Source organism: Pseudovibrio exalbescens DSM 16456, assembly GCF_000422785.1.
GTDB classification, from domain to species: Bacteria; Pseudomonadota; Alphaproteobacteria; order Rhizobiales; family Stappiaceae; genus Pseudovibrio; species Pseudovibrio exalbescens.
This window is the reverse complement of the sequence record NZ_AUGS01000009.1, coordinates 112,560-129,418: the sequence shown is the minus strand read 5'-3', so window position 1 is coordinate 129,418 and position 16,859 is coordinate 112,560. Positions and strand designations below refer to the sequence as shown.

The 16,859-nt window shown below is 56.2% G+C and carries 16 protein-coding genes and 1 riboswitch; of the genes, 8 read left to right on the top strand and 8 right to left on the bottom strand.

The genetic code is table 11. From position 1 onward, the window contains the following. Positions 1-1,095, bottom strand: a complete 1,095-nt coding sequence (locus G512_RS0108850; RefSeq protein WP_028481413.1) for a 2'-deoxycytidine 5'-triphosphate deaminase — start codon at positions 1,093-1,095, stop codon at positions 1-3. Between the two features lie 181 nt (positions 1,096-1,276). Continuing rightward, positions 1,277-1,355: riboswitch (SAM riboswitch) on the top strand. 82 nt (positions 1,356-1,437) lie between these two features. Between G512_RS0108850 and G512_RS0108845 the strand changes: the two genes are divergently transcribed. Both G512_RS0108845 and G512_RS0108840 read left to right on the top strand, forming a co-directional pair. Continuing rightward, positions 1,438-2,628 (top strand): O-succinylhomoserine sulfhydrylase, encoded by a 1,191-nt coding sequence (locus tag G512_RS0108845; RefSeq protein WP_028481412.1) that lies wholly within the window; start codon positions 1,438-1,440, stop codon positions 2,626-2,628. A gap of 264 nt (positions 2,629-2,892) precedes the next feature. After that, a complete protein-coding gene (locus tag G512_RS0108840; RefSeq protein WP_028481411.1) occupies positions 2,893-3,330 on the top strand; it encodes a glyoxalase superfamily protein in 438 nt (145 codons plus the stop codon). Positions 3,331-3,411: 81 nt separating this feature from the next. On the opposite strand, the gene G512_RS0108835 is transcribed toward G512_RS0108840, so the two are convergent. The 4 genes from G512_RS0108835 to gloB form a co-directional block, all read right to left on the bottom strand. Beyond that, positions 3,412-4,761, bottom strand: a complete 1,350-nt coding sequence (locus G512_RS0108835) for an anti-phage deoxyguanosine triphosphatase (RefSeq protein ID WP_028481410.1) — start codon at positions 4,759-4,761, stop codon at positions 3,412-3,414. 143 nt (positions 4,762-4,904) lie between these two features. Further along, positions 4,905-6,131, bottom strand: a complete 1,227-nt coding sequence (locus G512_RS0108830; protein ID WP_178378239.1) for an argininosuccinate synthase — start codon at positions 6,129-6,131, stop codon at positions 4,905-4,907. A gap of 467 nt (positions 6,132-6,598) precedes the next feature. After that, a complete protein-coding gene (locus G512_RS0108825; RefSeq protein WP_028481408.1) occupies positions 6,599-7,015 on the bottom strand; it encodes a cupin domain-containing protein in 417 nt (138 codons plus the stop codon). Continuing rightward, positions 7,015-7,788: a hydroxyacylglutathione hydrolase gene (gloB, locus tag G512_RS0108820; RefSeq protein ID WP_028481407.1), complete on the bottom strand. Its 774-nt coding sequence runs from the start codon at positions 7,786-7,788 to the stop codon at positions 7,015-7,017. Before gloB ends, G512_RS0108825 begins: the two co-directional genes overlap by 1 nt. A gap of 175 nt (positions 7,789-7,963) precedes the next feature. Here gloB and G512_RS20470 point away from each other — a divergent pair, with 175 nt between their 5' ends. Beyond that, on the top strand, positions 7,964-8,764 hold the full coding sequence (locus G512_RS20470) for a methyltransferase domain-containing protein (RefSeq protein ID WP_051269150.1): 801 nt from the start codon (positions 7,964-7,966) through the stop codon (positions 8,762-8,764). Between the two features lie 24 nt (positions 8,765-8,788). Here the strand turns inward: G512_RS20470 and metW are convergent, their stop codons facing one another. Further along, on the bottom strand, positions 8,789-9,400 hold the full coding sequence (gene metW, locus G512_RS0108810; protein ID WP_228130493.1) for a methionine biosynthesis protein MetW: 612 nt from the start codon (positions 9,398-9,400) through the stop codon (positions 8,789-8,791). Between the two features lie 63 nt (positions 9,401-9,463). Further along, positions 9,464-10,681 (bottom strand): homoserine O-acetyltransferase MetX, encoded by a 1,218-nt coding sequence (metX, locus tag G512_RS0108805; RefSeq protein WP_028481405.1) that lies wholly within the window; start codon positions 10,679-10,681, stop codon positions 9,464-9,466. Between the two features lie 171 nt (positions 10,682-10,852). Here metX and G512_RS20465 point away from each other — a divergent pair, with 171 nt between their 5' ends. Genes G512_RS20465 through G512_RS0108790 form a run of 3 tightly spaced genes read left to right on the top strand, consistent with a single transcriptional unit; the run spans position 10,853 to position 13,818 of the window. Then, positions 10,853-11,761 carry a chorismate mutase gene (locus G512_RS20465; protein WP_051269149.1) on the top strand — a complete coding sequence of 303 codons (909 nt, stop codon included), beginning with the start codon at positions 10,853-10,855 and terminating at the stop codon, positions 11,759-11,761. Between the two features lie 5 nt (positions 11,762-11,766). Next, positions 11,767-12,870, top strand: coding sequence for a histidinol-phosphate transaminase (gene hisC, locus G512_RS0108795; protein WP_028481404.1), 1,104 nt, complete (start codon positions 11,767-11,769; stop codon positions 12,868-12,870). Positions 12,871-12,882: 12 nt separating this feature from the next. After that, the gene (locus G512_RS0108790; protein ID WP_028481403.1) at positions 12,883-13,818 is read left to right on the top strand and encodes a prephenate/arogenate dehydrogenase family protein; all 936 of its coding nucleotides are present in this window, start codon (positions 12,883-12,885) and stop codon (positions 13,816-13,818) included. 232 nt (positions 13,819-14,050) lie between these two features. Here the strand turns inward: G512_RS0108790 and G512_RS20460 are convergent, their stop codons facing one another. Next, a complete protein-coding gene (locus G512_RS20460) occupies positions 14,051-14,881 on the bottom strand; it encodes a DeoR/GlpR family DNA-binding transcription regulator (RefSeq protein WP_162143367.1) in 831 nt (276 codons plus the stop codon). Positions 14,882-15,068: 187 nt separating this feature from the next. Between G512_RS20460 and G512_RS0108780 the strand changes: the two genes are divergently transcribed. Together G512_RS0108780 and G512_RS0108775 are read left to right on the top strand one after the other, a co-directional pair. Then, positions 15,069-15,665, top strand: a complete 597-nt coding sequence (locus G512_RS0108780; protein WP_028481402.1) for a hypothetical protein — start codon at positions 15,069-15,071, stop codon at positions 15,663-15,665. A 165-nt stretch (positions 15,666-15,830) separates the two neighbouring features. Beyond that, positions 15,831-16,799, top strand: coding sequence for a sterol desaturase family protein (locus G512_RS0108775; protein WP_028481401.1), 969 nt, complete (start codon positions 15,831-15,833; stop codon positions 16,797-16,799). Positions 16,800-16,859: the final 60 nt, after the last annotated feature.

Sequence of the window (16,859 nt, the reverse complement as noted above, 5' to 3'; positions counted from 1 at the left end):
TTATGTGAAGGACACGGCTTTGAAGTGCTTGGAAAGCTTCAGTGCCTGTCCCTGATAGTTGGAGCCAATGCCGTCACCATAGAGGGTGTCGGGTTGTTCCTGCATGGTTTCATATACAAGTCGGCCTACGGTTTGTCCGTGTTCCACAAGGAAGGGGACCTCGTGCGAGCGGACCTCCAGAACGGCACGCGACCCGCTGCCTCCAACGGTGGCGTGGCCGAAACCGGGATCGAAGAAACCTGCATAATGCACGCGAAACTCACCCACGAGGGGATCAAACGGGACCATTTCTGCCGCGTAAAGGGGGGGTACGTGGACTGCCTCTTGCGACACAAGGATATAGAACTCATTGGGATCCAGGATCAAAGAGGCGTCGCCTCGGTTGTAAATTGGTTCCCAAAAGTCCAGCGGGTCTTGCGCGTCCTTCTTGTCAACGTCAATGACTCCGGTGTGGCGCTTGGCTCTGTAGCCTATCAGACTGCCGCTCCCCCCACCTTGCAAGTCGATGGACAGCTGCACACCGCCGCCGATGACCTCATCCCCGCCGGAGACCAGCGTCTGGTCGCGGTGGATCTCCATCAGGTCCGTATCAGAGATACGCGCATCACCTTCACGGAACCGGATCTGGGAGAGGCGCGAGCCTTCACGCACCAGAACGGGAAAGGTTCGAGGAGAGATTTCCGCGTAAAGCGGGCCTTTGTAGCCAGCGGTAATGCTGTCAAAGGCTCGCCCCTCATCGGCGATCACGCGGGTGAAAACGTCAATTCTGCCGGTGGAGCTTTTGGGGTTTGTGGTCGCTGACAACTCCGGGGGCAGATCCAGTCCCTCTTGAAGTTTGACGATGTAGACGCAGCCGGTTTCGAGCACGGCCCCTTTGCTGAGATCTATTTCATGCAGGATGAGTTTTTCCAGCCGGTCTTCCACATGGGTGCCTGGGCCGGGAAGGAAACTGGCCCGAACACGCCATGCCGTTGCGCCCAGACGCAGATCCAGGCTTGCAGGTTGAATTTGATCCTCATCCGGCGTGCGCGTTGCCGTTATGGCACCGGACTCGAACATGTTTGCAATTGTTTTTGCAGGCAGAATTCCACCCATGCCAGAAGGCCCCCGTTTTTGTGTCTGGCGCTTGATTGTCTGAGGCTGGCGCCGGACAAGCGGTCTTAGCGTGATTGCCTCGTGATTATAGGAGATTATCCCACAGGCCAAGAAGTAACTCTCGGTTTTCAGCGGAGATGACAAATTGTTTGACGGCTCGCTTGGATTGGACTAAGCAAAAGCTCCAGTTTGTGGTGATTTGGGCCGGCCGGCTTGCTGCCACGTTAAAGAAGTTGCTAAAGGGCCGGGTTCTTGTCGTAAGACCCTGGCTCAATCGGCCGGGGTTTTTTGTTTTGGGGCTGGGTGCAGGACCTGAAACAACTTGAATGGCAAGGACGCGACATGAGCACAGACAACAAACAGAATTGGAAGCCCGCCACAAAACTCGTTCACGGCGGCACGACGCGCTCCAGCTTTGGTGAAACGTCCGAGGCCATGTATTTGACGCAGGGTTTCGTATACGACAGCGCTGAAGCAGCGGAAGCGCGCTTTATCGGGGAGGACCCCGGATACATCTACTCGCGCTACGCCAATCCGACCGTGGCGATGTTTGAAAAACGCATGTGTGAGATTGAAGGCACGGAAGCAGCGCGGGCAACGTCCTCAGGAATGGCCGCTGTGCATTCGGCGCTGATGGCGTGCGTGCGCGCGGGCGATCATGTGATTGCGCCCAAGGCCTTGTTTGGCTCTTGCCGGTATATCGTCGAAAAACTGCTTCCTCGTTTCGGTGTCGAATCGACGTTGATCGACGGGACCGATCTGGCGCAATGGAAGGCGGCACTTCGGCCCAACACAAAAGCGGCTTTCATGGAAAGCCCCACAAATCCAACTCTGGAAGTGATTGATGTGCGCGCCGTTGCTGATCTTCTTCACGAGGCCGGCGCACGGCTGATCGTGGACAATGTGTTTGCGACTGCGATCTGGCAATCGCCGCTGGAGCTTGGCGCCGATGTTGTTGTTTACTCAGCCACCAAGCACATTGACGGGCAGGGGCGATGTTTGGGCGGGATCGTTCTTTCCGATGAGAAGTGGATTACCGAAGAATTCCATGATCCGTACAAACATACCGGTCCGGCAATGAGTCCGTTCAACGCATGGGTACTGCTGAAAGGCCTGGAAACGCTACCGCTGCGGGTGGAGCGCCAAACGCATACGGCTAGCAAGATTGCCGACTTGCTGGCAGATCACGCTGCGGTTTCCCGGTTGATTTACCCTGGCCGTGAGGATCACCCGCAGGCTGAAATTGCACGCCGCCAGATGCGTGGCGGCTCCACAATGATTGCGTTTGATCTGGCTGGCGGCAAGGAAGCTGCGTTCAAATTCTCTAACGCCCTCAACATTGTTCAGCTCTCCAACAATCTTGGTGATGCAAAGAGCTTGATCACGCACCCGGCAACGACAACGCACCAGAGTCTTGATGAAAGCGCGCGTCTGGAACTGGGCATTACGGACAAGACGCTTCGCTTTTCCGTAGGGCTGGAAGATACGGATGATCTGTTGGCTGATGTGACGCAAGCGCTGGCACAGGTTTGAGCCGACTTTCTTTCCTTTACGCGAATAAAAAGGGCAGTGACCTGCCCTTTTCACCGCGCTGAGGCTGACAAATGGCCAGTTGACAGCGGCGGTCGTGCTGCCTATCAACAAAACAAGGTTGAGAGGCCTGCCGCTCACAAGCCCTCAGGGCTGAGGTGAAACTCTCTGTCGTTTTGGCATTTGAAGCAGATCCTTGCTGTTCAGTGGTCTGCGGTAACGTGAGCACCCGCAGAGTTATGCTGAATGTGATGAGAGGATTCTTTCATGCCTGCATCTCTGTCTTCCCCCACGCTGCAAACGGCAAAAGCACGGGCGCGCGAGTTGCGCCAGGACTTGGCTCGACAAGGGGAGTTCGTCTCTTATGGCCACGCACTTGAGTGCGTCGCCCGTGAGTTGGGTTACCGAAACTGGAATGTTGCGGTCGCACGGTTGTCCAATCGGCCGAAACTCTGCCTTTCTGTAGGAGACCGCGTTTCAGGGCGCTATCTCAAGCAACCCTTCAAGGGGACGGTTCTGGCCGTTCAGCAAATGGCTGAAGGCGAAGCTTACCGTGTGACACTGCACTTTGATGAGGCGGTGGACGTTGTAACCTTCGACAGCTTCTCGTCGTTTCGTCAAAGGGTAAACGCAACAGTTTCCACCCAAGGCGAGACGTGGAGCAAAACGAGCGATGGCGAACCGCATCTCGTGCTTGATTTGTGATCGTCCCGCATTGGTTTGCCGCTTCGGCCCATGGGCGTACGTTTCCTGTGTCCATGGAGCTGCAGCATCTGTGACGCACTGTTACAGGCGGTCGAACACCGAACCCATGCGTGGACTGAAGAGGCGGTCATAGGTCTTGAGCAGGAAGCTATCTGTCATTCCAGCTATATAGTCGCAGATTACCCGGCTATCCTTGTCGCTTTCCAGCCATCTGATCCGTGCATCCTCAGGCAGAAAGGTCTCCGGGTTCGAGGCAAAGACCTCGAATACGGAGATCACCATCTTCTGGCCCTTGAACTCCAGATGCTGCACTTGCGGCGAAAGGATTACCTTCTGAGCAACAAACTGCTTCAGGGCCTCCAGAAAGTGCGCCTGTGGCTCCTTGATCCTCAAACGGTATTTGAGGAGGGGGTGATGCAGATCCTCATGGGAGACCACCTCGATATTGGTAATAAAGTGGGATACCAACATGGAGATGTACATCTTCCGCTTTGACCCGAACAGGCAGTTGACCATGTCTTCATAAGCGTCATTGCCGATCTTCTCGGAATGCCGTTCGGCCTGCTCGTCGAGAAACGACGCACACACCGTTTCCGAGATACCTGCCCTGAATTGCTTCTCGGTAATCAGGCCCAGTGCGATGGCATCTTCCAGATCATGCACGCCGTAGGCGATGTCGTCGGCAATATCCATGATGGAGCAATCGAAGGTCTTGTGTTTGGCCTTGCCATGCTTGCCTGGTTTCGATGTGACGGCGGTAAATGCGGCACGGTCAGAAGCTGAAAATGGCTCGATCAGCCATTCGACAATATCATGCTCCGTGTCCATATAGGCCTTGGGCGGTTTCGAGGCCTTCGTGTCAATCAAGGACACGGCGGTGGTATGCGAATGAAGCGCAGGGCGGAGCTGTTTGCTGCTGGCCGCGGAAAACGAGACCGGGTACTTCAACAGGCCAAGCAGGGTGCGGCGTGTCAGATCCGTACCGTTGTTAGAGGAATAGGCTTCCAGCCTCGACAAGATCCGCAGGGTTTGTCCGTTGCCCTCGAAGCCCCCGTTGTCTCGCATGCAATAGTTGAGGGCGACTTCGCCGCCGTGGCCAAACGGCGGATGCCCGAGATCGTGGGCGAGACCAAGCGTGCGCACCAGATTGTCGGGGGGTAGCCAGTCTTGGATGGGATGGTCTTCCCGTGCCAGCTTCATTCGAAGCTGTTTGACCAGCCCGCTGGCGATTTGCTCCACTTCAAGCGAATGGGTCAGGCGCGTGCGGTAGAAATCGCTATCTCCCAGATTGAGGATCTGGGTCTTGCCTTGCAAGCGGCGGAACGAAGCGGAATGAACGATGCGCGCATAGTCCTTGTCAAACGGATCGCGCGCGTCGTTAAGACGTGAATCGATCTTTCCGCTTTTCCGCTGTGTCCAGATGCTGTCCATGGTGTCCTCGCGCCGGCCCGTCATATTGAATGCGTTTTGTTTGCAAGGGTTGGGGCGGCAAGGCAAGGCTTGGGCAAAAATAAACCCGCCTTCCCTGTGAGAAGGCGGGGTGTTTGTTCCATCAAAGGGTAGGCCCCTTCGTCTTACTTGTTCAACAGCTGCTTGCGCTTTGCCAGTGTCCGCAGGCGCAGGGCATTCAGGCGAATGAAGCCCGCCGCATCTTTCTGGTCATAAGCGCCGTTGTCGTCTTCAAAGGTTACCAGCTCTTCGGAATAGAGCGAGGCTGGAGACGCACGGCCAACAATCATCACGTTGCCCTTGTAGAGCTTCAGCTTGACCGTGCCGCATACATGCTCCTGGCTCTTGTCAATGGCAGCCTGCAGCATCTCGCGTTCTGGCGAGAACCAGAAACCGTTGTAGATGATCTTGGCATAGCGCGGCATCAACTCATCCTTGAGGTGGGCCGCGTCACGGTCCAGCGTGATGGACTCCATGGCCCGGTGCGCTTTCAAGAGGATGGTGCCACCCGGTGTTTCATAAACGCCGCGGGACTTCATGCCCACAAACCGGTTCTCCACCATATCGAGACGTCCGATGCCATTGTCGCGCCCGTAATCGTTCAGCTTGGCGAACAAGGTAGCAGGGGACATGGCAACACCGTTCAAGGAGACCGGGTCGCCCTTCTCAAAGCCAATTTCCAGTGTGGTGGCTTCGTCCGGGGCTTCCATTGGATCAACGGTGCGCTGGTAAACGTATTGCGGTGCTTCTTCCGCAGGGTCTTCCAGAACCTTGCCCTCGGAAGAGGAGTGCAACATGTTGGCGTCCACCGAGAACGGCGCTTCGCCGCGCTTGTCCTTGGGAACCGGGATCTGGTGCATTTGCGCAAACTCGAGCAGTTCCGTCCGGGACTTCAACTGCCAGTCGCGCCATGGTGCAATAACCTTGATGTCCGGGTTCAAGGCGTAGCAGCCCAGCTCGAACCGAACCTGATCGTTGCCCTTGCCTGTTGCGCCATGAGCAACGGCGTCCGCGCCGGTTTCTTCTGCGATCTCGATCAGGCGCTTGGAAATCAGCGGGCGTGCGATCGAGGTGCCAAGAAGGTATTCGCCCTCATAGATCGCGTTGGCGCGGAACATCGGGAATACGAAATCACGGATGAATTCTTCGCGCAGATCATCAACGTAGATCTCTTTTACCCCAAGCATTTCTGCTTTTCGTCGGGCAGGTCCCAGTTCTTCGCCCTGACCGAGGTCAGCCGTGAACGTAACAACCTCGCAGCCGAGTTCTGTCTGCAGCCACTTGAGAATAATCGAGGTGTCGAGCCCGCCAGAATAGGCAAGCACAACCTTTTTGATGTCGCCTTGGGCCATGATTGATTCCAGTTTCAAATTCTTGAGTGTGCACGGAATGCCACACCTAACGCGGCGCACAATACCGTGGCATCTCAGTAAAGCAAGAGGGGCACTAAGCCGCGCAGGGCCGCTTGGGCGCTCCTTGCCAGTGAATGCGCCAGCCTAGCATGTTGCCGGAGGGTGCGGGGCAAGAGCGAGCAGAAAACCGTGAAAAACTAATGGTATGAAAAGTTTAGGTTTTTGAATTGTTGAGAATGAGGTCTTTGCCGTGGCGATAACGGCCTCAGTATCCTGAAGTTATGCGCTCAAGACATATCACTTCGGGCTCTCCAGTCGAAAAAACATGAATAAAAGCTGTCGTTTCCCCTAAATGGTTGGTGGCGTTTGGTGTTTTGCCTTTTCTTCAAGCGACGGTTTTCTGGTGGATTGATACCCCCGACGCGTCGGCCGGGGGAAATCGTGATTCAGTTTGACGGACCAGGCGTTCACTCTGGTGGGGCGAGTTGAAACCCTTCGAACTGGAATCCAGGCGCAACGGTGCAGCCAACTAGGGTCCACTTGCCCAGGGCACGCGCTGATTGCCAAACTCCTTTGGGCACCACGGCTTGCGGACGCTGTCCAGCCAGCAAATCGGCGCCGAGGGTCACCGTTGTTGCGGGTGAAGTGCCATCGCTGAGAGACAGTGCCAATGGGTCGCCTGCGTAGTAGTGCCAGATCTCGCAGGCGTCCACGGTGTGCCAATGCGAGACTTCGCCTGCCTTGAGCAGGTAGTAGATAGCCGTGCAGGCTCCGCGCGGTTCGGGATCTCCCCCATCGCGAAAGGTTTCAACATAGTAGCCGCCCTCGGGATGGGGCTGCATGTTGAGCTGCGTGATGATTGTGTCTGCGGTCAGCGCGTTCATCAGGCGTTGTCCTTGCGCTTGCGGATCTCGGCAAAGACATCGGCGAGCGCAGCTCCTTCGAGGCCCAGTCGTTTTTGAATGGTTGGATCATCCGCGCGCAAGAACGGATTTGTCGCGCGTTCGAGGCCCATTGTTGTGGGCAGTGTGGCCGTGCCGTTGGCGCGCAGTTCGTCTATCTTGCGAGCGCGGGCTTGCAGATCGGCATTGTCCGGATCAATGGTCAACGCAAAACGCGCGTTTGCCTGCGTGTATTCGTGACCACAGAAGATCACGGTATCATCGGGAAGCGTGTCCATGATGTGGGTCAGTGAGGCCCACATCATTTCTGGATCTCCTTCGAAAACGCGCCCGCATCCAAGCGCAAACAGCGTGTCTCCTGTGTGGGCAATGCCCGCGTCTTCAAACCACCAGGTAACATGATCAAGCGTGTGACCGGGGGTGGCCAGCGCCTTGACCTTCATGGGGCCGCAAAAGATGTGGTCGCCGTCTTCAACTCCCAGTTCGATCTCGCTCAGTTTTTGCCGTGTGCGTTCCGGACCAACGACGCGGGCACCGGTTTTCTTCTGCAGTTCAGCCAAGCCACCAACGTGGTCCCAATGGTGGTGCGTGATGAGAATGTCGCTCAAGGTCCAGCCTTCGGCATTCAGGACGGCCAGATATGGGGCTGCTTCTGGCACGTCGATGGCCACTGTGGTGCCGCTATCCGGATCATGCACGATCACGCCAAAATTATCGGAAAGGCAGGCAAACTGTCGGTATTGGGTCTGGGTCATTGCGGACGCTCCCGGTTGCGAGTCTTTGGTACTGGCGCGATCATGGGTGGTTGGTGGGGTAAATTCAACCGTTTGCGCCAATGCATGTGGGCTGGGGGCATTAACAGGATGCCCCATTGCGCAAATTGGGAGCTGACCCCATAAAAGGGGTGTTGCACTACTCACGGACGACTGCATGTATCTTGATGTTCGACATCTTCGCGCGTTCTACGACTTGCCGCTGGGCCGGACACTGCGGGTTCTCGTCGGCGCGCGTGTGCGGGAAGTCTGGCCGGACATGCGTGGCAAGAGCCTGCTGGGCATGGGATATGCAACACCGTTTTTAAGACCGTATTTGCGGGAAACCGACCGTATCTTCGCAGCGATGCCAGCGGCGCAAGGGGTCATGAAGTGGCCACGGGAGGCGGAACGGCCCAACGCGGCTTTTCTCACCGAGAACGATTGCCTGCCTCTGCCGGATTCAAGCATCGATCGGATCATGTTGGTGCATGCATTGGACATGGCCCACGACCCGGATGGGTTGATGGGTGAAGCGTATCGTGTGCTGGCACCCGGCGGTCGGCTGTTGGTGGTGGTGCCCAATCGACGCGGGGCATGGTGTCGCTCTGAAGTTTCACCGTTCGGGTACGGACGGCCGTACTCACGGCCGCAACTTGAAAGCTTCCTGACCAGTCACATGCTCTCCGTTGTTTCACAAGAAGAAGCGCTTTACGTTCCGCCAACACGCTCGCGCATGATCATGAAGTCGGCGCGCTCCTTTGAGCGGGTGGGGCAGGTGCTGTGGCCAGCCTTTGCCGGGCTTCTGGTGGTGGAAGCGGAGAAGAAAGTCTATCGCGGGCTGACCAACCGCAGCAATCGGGCTGCTCGCGTGCTGCGCCCGGTTTTTTTGCCAGAGGGCAAGACTGCTGGCGTGCAAGCCATGGACGGATGCCGTGAACCCGTGATCTACGGCAGCCCGCATCCCTCATCTTCTTGATCGGGTCGTGCTGGCAGCGCGACTTCAGTTGCGCTCCAGCAAAAACACGGCCTGATCGCCAATCAGATTCCATACCCACCAGGGCGCATTGATGGTGATGGGTTTTCCTCTGGCATTCATGGCTTCTGCCTTGAGGACTTTCGCGTCTACTTCCTTGGCCAGTTCCATGAAGTCCCGAATGGTGCAGAAGTGAATGTTCGGCGTGTCATACCACGTGTAAGGCAGATAGTCCGTGACGGGCATGCGGCCTTTGGTAAGCAGCTGCAGGCGGTTGCGCCAATGCCCGAAGTTCGGAAACGATACCACAGCCTTTTTGCCAATTCGCAGCAGCTCTTCCAGAACGTGCTTGGGGTCCTTCGTCGCCTGCAGCGTTTGGCTGAGGATTGCGTAGTCGAATGCACCATCCGGGTAGGCGCTCAGATCAAGATCGGCGTCACCTTGTACGACAGACAGACCGCGGGCCACACAAGTGTTGACGCCCGCTTGTGACAGTTCAATACCGCGGCCATCCACGTTCAAGGTGCCCATGAGGTGGTTGAGCAGCGTGCCATCCTCGCAGCCGATGTCGAGGACCCGTGATCCTGGTGTAATGAAATCGCAAATCAGGCGGTGGTCGCCGCGAATGTCCTGTTTCATGTGTTTGTTCATCTCATAGGCCTTTCAAGCGAAACGGGGCAGCAGGTGGTGGACCTGACGGGCTCAGGTCAGACCGCGGGCCCAGGCTGCGCTGTTCAGGAAGCCCGTAATCGTCTCGAACATTTCCGGCTCATCCAGCAAAAAGGCATCGTGGCCACGATCACTGTCAATTTCCACGAAGGAAACGTTTGCAGCCGCAGCATTAAGCGCCTTGACGATCGCCTTGCTTTCCGACGTCGGGAACAGCCAGTCGGATGTGAAGGAAACCACACAGAATCGGGTTTTCGTGTGCAGGAAGGCATGAGCCAGTTTGCCGCCATGTTGTGCAGCAAGATCGAAGTAATCCATGGCACGGGTGACATACAAATAGGTGTTGGCATCGAACCGATCGACAAAGGTCATGCCCTGGTGGCGCAAGTAACTTTCGATCTGGAAGTCGGCATCGAATCCGAATGTGACCTTGGATCGATCCTGAAGGTTGCGCCCGAACTTGGTATGCAGGGATGAATCCGACATGTAGGTGATGTGCGCGGCCATGCGGGCAACGGCCAGTCCCTTGGTGGGGCGCTGCTTGTAGCTGGCATAGTCGCCATTGTGCCAATTGGGATCGGCCATGACGGCCTGACGGCCCACCTCGTGAAATGCGATGTTCTGCGAGGAATGGCGTGCGGCAGTGGCTATGGGCACGGCGGCGAACACCTTGTCAGGATAGGCCGCAGCCCATTGCAACACCTGCATGCCGCCCATGGAGCCGCCGACGACAGCAAACAGGGTTTCTATGCCGAGAGCTTCCACGAGGCGCAATTGCGAGCGGACCATATCGCCAATGGTCACAATCGGCATGTTCAGCCCATACGGTTTGCCGGTTTCCGGATTCGTGCTGGCTGGACCTGTTGTGCCCAAACAACCGCCCAGAACATTGGCGCAGATGACGAAAAAGCGGTCCGTATCAACGGGCTTCCCGGGGCCGACCATGAGGTTCCACCAGCCGGGTTTGCCAGTGATCGGATTTGGAGAGGCGACATACTGATCACCGGTGAGCGCATGGCAGACCAAAATGGCATTGGACTTGTCAGCGTTCAACTCGCCGTAGGTTTCATAGGCGATTTGCCATGGAGCCAATTCTGTGCCTTCATCCAGTTGCAGTGGCGCATCCATACCGAACCGCATGACCTTGCTGGACGGATTGTTGATTTCGTCCTGATGGGTCTGGGTGTCGGCATCGCCAAGGCCGGTTGTGGCCCCGGATGTATGAGGCGCTGCGCCTGCAGTGTCGGTCATATCAGCTCCGTTGCGGAAAACAGATGAGGTCTTTGATCATCTTTGCTTTGACAAGATTTTTAAAAGTTTGCTATGGGCCGAAGCTCGAGCTGTCAACGTTTTCTTTTAACATGAAGCGCGAACCCTTTTTGATGCCTATGCACAAAGCTGGCACTAGCTGAATGGAACTCAATGTCTTTTCCAAGCGATCCGAAACGTGAAATCGAAGGACTTGAAGATGTGCGCGTGCGCATCGATGCCGTTGATACGCAACTGCATGACCTTCTTCTCGAACGCGCGGCTTTGGTGGAAAAGCTGCATATCCTTGAGGGTGTGGCGGTGCAGGGTAAACCACTCCATCATCCGGCCCGAGAAGCAGAGGTGCTGCGGGCGCGAGTTGAAGCCCACTCTGGCAAGTTATCGTTGTTGACCATTGAACACCTGTGGCGAGAAATCATTGCCGGGTCGGCAGCGGCGCTGGGCGGCTACACCCTGCACATGGACAACACAAGCCCGGCGGCCGCTTTGATGGAAAGCGTCCGGTTCTATTTTGGCTTTGATGTGCCGTTGAAAGAGGCGATTGACCCATCTGCGGTGCTATCGGCCGTTCATGACAATGCGGGTGATCTGGGTATTGTCGGCCTTGAGGAACGCGCGGAGCAGCCATGGTGGCGCGGGCTGGGCCTGCGCGAGGATGGCAGCAGTGGACCTTTGATTGTCGCTCGTTTGCCGTTCCTTGTTCTGGAGGAACGGGCGGCAGATTTGCCCGCGTTGGTGATTGCGGGCGGATATGATGCAGAATTTGTAAGTGATGTTAAGGTGTTCGACGCCCGCTGGACCGGCACACCGCCGCCTTCATTGATGAGCCAGGGTATTGAAGTGTTGAGTTTTTATCGCACTTACGATGGCGTTGATGCATTGCTTGCCGTATCTGGTGATTTAAGCTCAGGTGAGCTGCAGGAGGCGTTCGTGGCCTCCGGTGCCGTGCCGGATACGCTTCGGCTGGTTGGTGGTTATGCAGCACCAATCGACATTCATGGTGAATTTGATGCAGACCCGGAGGCTGATGGTCAGTCTGTTCGGGTGAGTGAAGAGGACTAAGTCTTATGGATCAGCCGGTTCTACGCCCTGTTCCCCGCCCCGGTGTTATGGAAATTGCGCCGTATGTGCCTGGTAAGTCGAAGGCGCTGGGTCATGGAAAGCTGCATAAGCTGTCCTCCAACGAAACCCCGTTGGGCGCAAGCCCCGCCGCGCTTGAGGCCTATCGTTCGCTGGACAAGCTGGAGCTGTACCCGGATGGGGGGGCTATGGAATTGCGGCAGGCGATCGCCGAGGTTCATGGCCTTAATCCGGACCGGCTGATTTGTGGCTGCGGATCTGACGAAATCCTGAGCCTGGCCGCCTATGCCTACCTTGGAGATGGCGATGAGGCGATTTATTCGCAGCACGGTTTCCTTGTTTACAAGATCGCCATTCTTGCGGCCGGAGCGACGCCTGTCGTGGCCCCAGAAACCAACAATACGGCGGATGTGGATGCCATTCTGGCGCGTGTAACCGACAAGACAAAAATGGTCTTTTTGGCAAACCCGAATAATCCGACCGGCACCTACTTGCCGTTTGATGAGGTGCGCCGTCTTCACGCTGGCCTGCCCAAAACCACTTTGCTGGTTCTGGACGCAGCATATGCTGAATATGTCCAGCGCAACGACTACGAGGCGGGTTTGGAGCTGGTTTCAACGGCCGAGAATGTCATCATGACCCGGACGTTCTCCAAGATTTACGGGCTAGCTGCGCTGCGCATCGGGTGGGGGTATGCATCTGAGCATATCATAGATGCGTTGAACCGGATTCGCGGCCCCTTCAACATGAACAGTGCGGCTATTGCGGCCGGTGCTGCAGGGGTTCGCGATCAGGCGTTTGTTCGCTCCGCGATCGAGCACAACTCCACATGGCTGCCTTGGGTCAGCGATGAGCTAACCAAGATCGGCCTTGAGGTTACGCCCAGCGTTTGCAACTTCATTCTCATTCACTTTCCGCAGGAAACGGGGAAACGTGCTGCGGATGCCGACCGCTATCTGCTGGAACGTGGATGTATCCTGCGTCAGGTCTCGGCTTACGGCTTTGACAACGCGCTTCGCATGTCCATCGGATCTGAAGAAGCAAATCGTCAGGTTGTGGCACTTCTGACGGAATTTCTTAAAACCAACTGATAGAAAGCATAAATGTCTGAACCCTCCTTTCGACGGGTGGCGCTGATTGGCATCGGTCTGATCGGCTCCTCCCTTGCCCGCGTCATGCGCCGCGAGACCATCGCGGAAGAAATCGTCATCTCCACTCGCTCTCAGGCAACGCTCGACCGTGCCGAGGAACTGGGCCTTGGTGACCGATATTATCGCGACGCGCGGGAGGCCGTGGAGGGTGCAGACCTCGTGATCGTGTGTGTTCCGGTTGGGGCATGTGAAGCTGTGGCTGAACAAATCGCACCGGGCCTTGCACCCGGGGCGATTGTCACGGATGCGGGTTCTGTCAAAGGAGCCGTTATCAAGGCCATGAAGCCGTACATTCCCGACAATGTGCATTTCATCGCGGGTCACCCGATCGCCGGTACGGAGTACTCCGGCCCTGATGCCGGTTTTGCATCGCTCTTTGAAAACCGTTGGTGCGTGTTGACGCCGGAACTGGGGACCGACGAAAAGGCGCTTGCCAAACTGACCGCATTTTGGGAGGCCTGCGGATCCAGCGTCGAGATCATGGATGCGGAGCATCATGATCTGGTACTGGCTGTGGTCTCGCATTTGCCGCATATCATCGCCTACAACATTGTGGGAACAGCCGATGATCTGGAGACGGTGACCAAGTCGGAGGTCATCAAGTACTCGGCCTCTGGGTTTCGCGACTTTACTCGTCTGGCGGCATCGGATCCAACCATGTGGCGGGACGTGTGTCTGACCAACAAGGAAGCGATTCTGGAAATGCTTGCCAGGTTCTCCGAGGATCTTTCAGCGCTGCAGCGGGCGATCCGTTGGGGGGATGGGGATAGATTGTTTGACCTGTTCACTCGCACCCGTGTCATTCGTCGGCAGCTTATTGAAGCCGGTCAGGAATCTGCGGCGCCGAACTTCGGTCGTCAGAATGATCGAGGCGAGCCGGGCGAATAGCTCGCAAATGCCTAAAACAGATGCGCCCAGACCGGGAAGTCTGGGCGCCTTTCACAAACTCGAAGAGGTCCGCCACTTGAAGCAGCGGTAGGGTAGCCGGGGATGATCTACTCTTTCTCTGGGAAGCTTCGAGTGTGAAATCGGGTTTGGTTGTGGCTCTGGCGGTCGGTGTGGACACGGGTGCTGGAGCTTGCCCAAACGATGTTTTCTGAACGGTGCCCCAAGGGATCTCTCATGAGGTCCTCCGCATGGTCTTTGCGCTGGTTTCTCCAACCGGAATGACCCGAATTGCCTTTTCGACATAAGGGGTCAGGAGGTCTTTCGGCACCGTGTCGGGCGTGATCATGTGGGTGATCTTGTCGATCGGGGCAATCTTGAAACCTTCGACGGCGCCAACCTTGTCTTCAGTAGCAATGATCGCGACTTCCGCAGCGTGTTCCAGCATGGCGCGTTTGACGAATACCTCTTCATCATTTTCCGAGCAAATGCCGTAATGCGGATGAATGGCACACACACCCAAAAAGCAAAGATCTGCATTCACCTGAGACAGTTTTTCGACGCACTCTGGACCTGTGAGGGCCTGCATGGCCTTGTTCAGCTTGCCTCCGGGCATGATGATCGTGACTAATGGATGATCGCTCAGGTCTACAGCGATGGGCGGGCAGTTGGTCACGACCGTCAGGGGAACATCGTTTGGCAGTGCGCGTGCGATTTGTCGATTCGTGGTGCTGGCATCAAGAAACAGAATTTGCCGGGGCCGGATCAATGCCAGGGCGGCCTGTGCCAGTTCCTGTTTGATGTGCTCCTGACTATTGGCGCGCTGGACATATGGTTTGCCTGTATCCAGCGCCAAAGGCACCGCCCCGCCATAAACGCGCTTGACCATGCCTGCGCGCGCCAGTTCCCGCAAGTCGCGGCGGACCGTGTCCTCCGAAACATTAAAACGCTGGCTAAGATCGGCAGCGAGTACCTGACCTTCCATTTGCAACGTCAGCAGGATTTTCTGCCGGCGCTGTTCCGGTAGGGCGGAAAGATCTTCGTGATCGACTTTAATTTCAGACATTGGCATCACTACGTTGGTTTATGCTTGTTTATACACGATTTTGTAAAAACATGCAACAACGTGCATAAACGTGTATTGAGATTGATGCTGCGGGTTTGTTTACCATGCGGGCGCTGACCGGTTCACGGAGGTGGGGATGGCTCGTCAGTCTTGAAAGGAAACCAATCAAGCGAGAGGACCGATCTCCATGCCTTACTGTGTCGTTCCGGCAAATTCCTATGGAATTATCAATGAAATCGACTTCAATAGTGTCCAGTTTCTGACAGGCGGGCAGGCTTCTTGTACCGTGGTTTGGGTCCTGATCGATACGGACGCCGGGCAACAGGTTGCAATGGCGCATGTCCTGTCAGCCAACCTGAATGACGGGTACAACGGAAATCCGGTAGATGCGGGTGTGTGCGAGGAGCGCCTAGCCGGGTTTTGGGATAACTATCTGGCGCAGGCGAACAAAGGAAACATTCGTTTCTTTACTGGCCAGAATCCTGGAAATTCAACAGAAAACGCAATTCAGGCCATAAAGAACGCCTTGAATGCCAACGATAATCCCGGCGACTACAACAATCCTCAAGCTGCGGCAGCGGAATATGCAGTGGCGGCAGATGGGCAATTGGTCTTGAATGGTGCACCGAGTTGGGCACAAGCCAAAAATGCCGTACTTGGGCTTTCCGAGGATCCTCAGGTTCGCACCAACATTACCCTTGCCATGGCAATCGGCATGGATGGTAACACCTTGCATGCAAACACAAGCCTTGTTGCGGGCATCGAGAATGTTGATGTGCCTTGATGCGCCCCCGGCTGCTCAAAACCGTTTTCTCGAAGTGAAATAAGGGTCTTTACTTACGCCGCGTGGCTACTATTGTTGCTCTCAGGTCAATGCGTGCTGCTGGGGGGCGGTACGGGCCTCGCAGCCGTCTCGGCCAGGCTGCGGTAGGGGGAGGGGACAAACGCGATGGGCTTTATTGATCCAATTGCCTATTCGGTGCCAGCGTTCATCATACTGATGATTGTTGAAGGCGTGCTTGCGCTACGCGGGAGGTGGCGCGGCTATGAACTCAAGGACACTGTCATCAGCTTGTCCATGGGCATTGGAAGCCTTGTCGTCAAAGTGATTGTCGGGGCAGCAGTATCCTATGCGGCACTGACCTGGGCGTATGGGTATCGTCTGATCGAGGATCTGCCTGTGACGTGGTGGAGCGTTGCCCTGTGCTATTTGCTCTATGATTTTGCCTATTACTGGGAACATCGTTTGGGGCATGAGTATCGCTGGTTCTGGGCCAGTCACGTCAATCATCATTCATCACAGCATTACAACTTGTCGACGGCCTTGCGCCAGACCTGGACCGGGACGATTGCCTTGACCTTTCTGTTTGGCATGCCTGTGGCGTTCATCGGGTTCCCGCCGGAGATGGTGTACTTCGCAGCCTCGCTCAATCTGGTTTACCAGTTCTGGATTCATACGGAACTGATTGACCGTATCGGCCCTTTGGAATACGTCCTGAATACGCCAAGTCATCACCGCGTTCATCACGCCACCAACCCGAGGTATCTTGATTCCAACTATGGTGGCACACTGATCATTTGGGACCGAATGTTCGGCACCTTCACGGAAGAAGTGCGCGAGGAGCCTCCACGTTATGGAATTGGCCGTGATCTGGGCACCACCAACATTTTCTATGTCGCTTTTCATGAATGGCTGGCGATTTTACGAGATCTGCGATCGGTACGGAGCCTGAGAGAATTGGTGGGCTACACCTTCGGGCCACCGGGCTGGTCTCCGGACGGGTCGCGTATGACAACTGCCCAAGCCAAGAGAAACTGGCGCCGCCGACAGGCTGAGAAAGCTCGCAGCGGTGCGGACACAGATCGGGCAGCGACGTCTGGGCACAAGGCTCCTGCTTCAGACTACGCGGATCAATGAATGGTGATGGGACCACAAAAAAGGGAAGGCTCGAAAGCCTTCCCCAAAATCGTCTTGCAG